General features: G+C 71.2%; 3 protein-coding genes. All 3 read right to left on the reverse strand.

What is annotated here, in order from left to right; all coding sequences use genetic code 11:
- Positions 1 to 215 precede the first annotated feature (215 nt).
- Positions 216 to 1319 carry a hypothetical protein gene (locus ACFFNX_RS46255; protein WP_378212709.1) on the reverse strand — a complete coding sequence of 368 codons (1104 nt, stop codon included), beginning with the start codon at positions 1317 to 1319 and terminating at the stop codon, positions 216 to 218.
- An 11-nt stretch (positions 1320 to 1330) separates the two neighbouring features.
- Entirely contained in the window at positions 1331 to 2467 is a 1137-nt protein-coding gene (locus ACFFNX_RS46260) for a WD40/YVTN/BNR-like repeat-containing protein (protein ID WP_378212710.1), read from the reverse strand.
- A 143-nt stretch (positions 2468 to 2610) separates the two neighbouring features.
- On the reverse strand, positions 2611 to 3094 hold a 484-nt coding region (locus ACFFNX_RS46265), incomplete at its 5' end, for an SCP2 sterol-binding domain-containing protein (protein WP_378212711.1).

Below are 3094 nucleotides of genomic sequence, written 5' to 3' on the forward strand. Positions count from 1 at the left end.
TAATCGACCGAGTAGCCAGACGAGCAGCCCGCTCCTCCACACCCACCTGATCAACACCCGGCAACCCGTGCAGGAATCGGCGCAGTTCGGCAGTGCCGGTGACAGGGCCCGGCAGAGTCTCCGTTGACACGCACACAGCATCGCTCATGGGACCCTCGGGCACAAAACAGGTCCGGCACGAGCGCACCGGACCCGTTTTGGCAGGTTGTGTGGAATCAGCCGGTAACGAGGTAGACCCCGTTGCCGGTCGGGTCGTCCGGATCGCCCTCGGGGTAGGCGGCACCGCCCGCCCACACGGTCGAGCCTTTGACGGCCAGCGCGGTGAGGTTGATGTCGTGGCCGGACGGGCGCGGCGCGGTCACGTTGGTCACCGAACCGCCGACGACGTGCGTCAGCTGCGGGTCCCACGCGCCCCGCAGCAGCCACACGCCCAAGCCGCCGTCGCCGGTCACCCGCGTGTAACCGCCGTACCCCTGCGGGAAGGTCTTCGAGGACCACTTCCCGCCGTCCCAGTGCAGCAGGATCGGCTGGGTGCAGGTGTCGTCGCCGTCCTCGCCGCAGGACCAGTCGATGCCGCCGGACGCCCAGACGTTGCTCGCCGACGGGGCGTAGACGTCGCTGATGACGCCGACGGCGTCCTGGGCGGGCAGCGTGAACTTCGGGGTGGCCGCGAGTTTCCAGGCCGATCCGGTCCAGTGCATGACGGCCGGCTGGTTCTTGTAGGTGCCACCCGCGTACACGTGAGTGCTGGAGACACCCGCGATCGCGCGAGCGGAGGCCGGGAGGGCCACCTTCGCCCAGCTCTTGCCGTTCCAGTGCATCGAGGTACGGGTCTCGTCCCCGCCGACCGCCCAGACGTTCGAGGCGCTGAGGGCGGAGGCGTCCTGGACGTCGTAGCGGCTCGTGGTCACCGTGGTCCGGGCCCACGCGCTGCCGTTCCAGCGGGCGGCGAACGTGCCGGCGTCGGTGGTGCCGAACGCCCAGACGTTCTTGCTGGACGAGGCCGACAGCGCGCCGATCTCACCCAGCGCGCCGCTCGGGCTCTTGGCCGTGGTCCACTTGCCGTTCAGCAGGTGCTGGACGAGCGGGACGCTCTTGCCGTTCGAGGCCTGGTAGCCGGCCGCCCAGGTGCTCCCGGTCGGCGCGACGCTGATCGCCTTGATGCCGTCCTCGCCCGGCAGGGTGTTGGTCTGGGCGACGCTCCAGGTGACGTCCGTCCTGCCCGCCTTCGTCCTGGGCTCCGCCTGGGAGGTGGCCGCCGTGGTGACCGTGGCGGTGGCGGCCAGCGCCGCGGTGAGCGCCGTCAAGCTTCGTCGCATGGGGGTTCCTCTCAGTGGTACTGCTCGACGACGCCGTCCCAGGACTGGTCGTCCCCGCCGGGTACGGGCGCGATCTCGCCGACGGCCAGCATGGTCGTACTGCCGGGGACCCCGGCGACCTGCCGGATCGAGGGCACCTGACGTCCACCGGTCGTGGCGACGGGGACGGTGGTCGTGGTGCCGTCCGCGGCGACGTGGACGAAGGTGTGGTTGAAGCTCGAGTACCAGATGCCGCCCTGGCCGTCGGCGCCCGCGCTCAGCGCGAAGTCGCCGTCGGCGCCGAGCCGAAGGCTCCACTCGCCCCCGTCCCAGTGCATGATCACTGGTTGGTTGTGCTCGGCCTCGGCGAGGGTGGCGTTCCCCGCCTTCTTGACGCGCTTGAGCTCCTCGCCGCCGCCCCAGTAGAGCCGGCCGACCGCCCAGACGTTGTCACTCGACTCCGCGACGACGTCGTTGAAGTAGGCGAAGCCGCTCTCCCCCTCCGGGATCGGCACCTCCGGAATCGGCGACGACGTCCACGACGTGCCGTCCCAGTGCTCCGCCGCAGGCTGGTCGCCGGCGTCGCCGACGGCCCAGACGTCATGCGCCGCGACCGCGCCGACCTTGCGCGCGGTCAAGGGCATGGCGACCTGCTTCCACTTCCGCCCGTTCCAGTGGAGGGCCTTTCCGCCGTCCGTGCCGCCCTCGTAGTCGTTCCCGACCGCCCAGGCGTTCTTCGGGCCGACCACGGCGACGTCCGCGACGTCGTACGTACCGGTCGACACCGACGTCCACGACGTGCCGTCCCAGTGCCACGACGCCTGGGCGCCCTCGTTGGTCGCCCCCATGACCCAGACGTTGTTCGGGGAGGATCCGTCGACGCTGCCGAACGAGCCCGTGTCGCCGGGGACGGTGACGGCGGACCAGGTGGTGCCGTTCCAGCGCAGCAGAGTGCCGCCGCTGTGGTCGGCGTCCAGCGTCTGCGAGCCGACCGCCCAGGCGTCGTGCGGGCCGGTGGCCGCGACGTCGTACAGGCCGTAGTCGTCGTAGCCGGTGTCCGGGCTCACGTAGGTGACCCGCCAGCCCGCCTGGCCGGCGGCGCCGGCCGGTGCCGCCAGGGCGGCGATGACCAACGCGGCCAATCCGGCACTTATCAGCGGCTTTCGCATTCAACGTCCTCCATTGCCCGATTTCCCCGACACCCTGACGGAACGGGCGTACGAGAACTTGACGCCGCCGAAGCGTGAATGGTTGGCAAACGTTATGAGGACGAAGGTTGAAATTCACCGATGGCTGGGTCTCGGCGGCGCCGTCAGTACGGCGAGACCCCGCCGAACATCTCCCCGATGCGCGGGGCGAACGCGAGGTCGCCGTCGATCTCCAGCCTGCCGTCGAGGGCGAGCGCGGGAGCCTGCTTCTCACCCGTCAGGAGACGGAGGAAGTCCGCCGCGCCGATCCGGATGCTCACCACGGGACTGCGCGCCGGCTCCGGCCGTACGCGCGCCCGGCCGTCGCGGACCTCGATCGTCCAGGGCGTCTCCTCCTCGCCCCGGCGCAGGCGGAACTCCAGTTCGCCCTCGAAGCCCATGGCCATCCCTGGATCGAAGGCGCGGACCATGCCGGCGAAGAACACCCGCTGCGCGGCCGGTCCGAACCGGCGCTCCAGCCTGTCGTCGGAACGGGCGGCGACCAGCCGGGCCAGCGTCTGCCGGCCACGCGCGTTGACCGCCGCACGGGCCGTCGTCCTGAGGTCGCGCGCCACCGCTCGCTGCCTGCGCGCCCGCGCGAGCTCGGCC

This window comes from Actinoallomurus acaciae, assembly GCF_042429965.1.
GTDB lineage: Bacteria > Actinomycetota > Actinomycetes > Streptosporangiales > Streptosporangiaceae > Actinoallomurus > Actinoallomurus acaciae.

Bases quoted from the DNA above. Each gene is read 5' to 3' on its own strand.
- ACFFNX_RS46255 (WP_378212709.1), bottom strand. From the start codon at position 1,319: ATGCGACGAAGCTTGACGGCGCTCACCGCGGCGCTGGCCGCCACCGCC.
- ACFFNX_RS46260 (WP_378212710.1), bottom strand. From the start codon at position 2,467: ATGCGAAAGCCGCTGATAAGTGCCGGATTGGCCGCGTTGGTCATCGCC.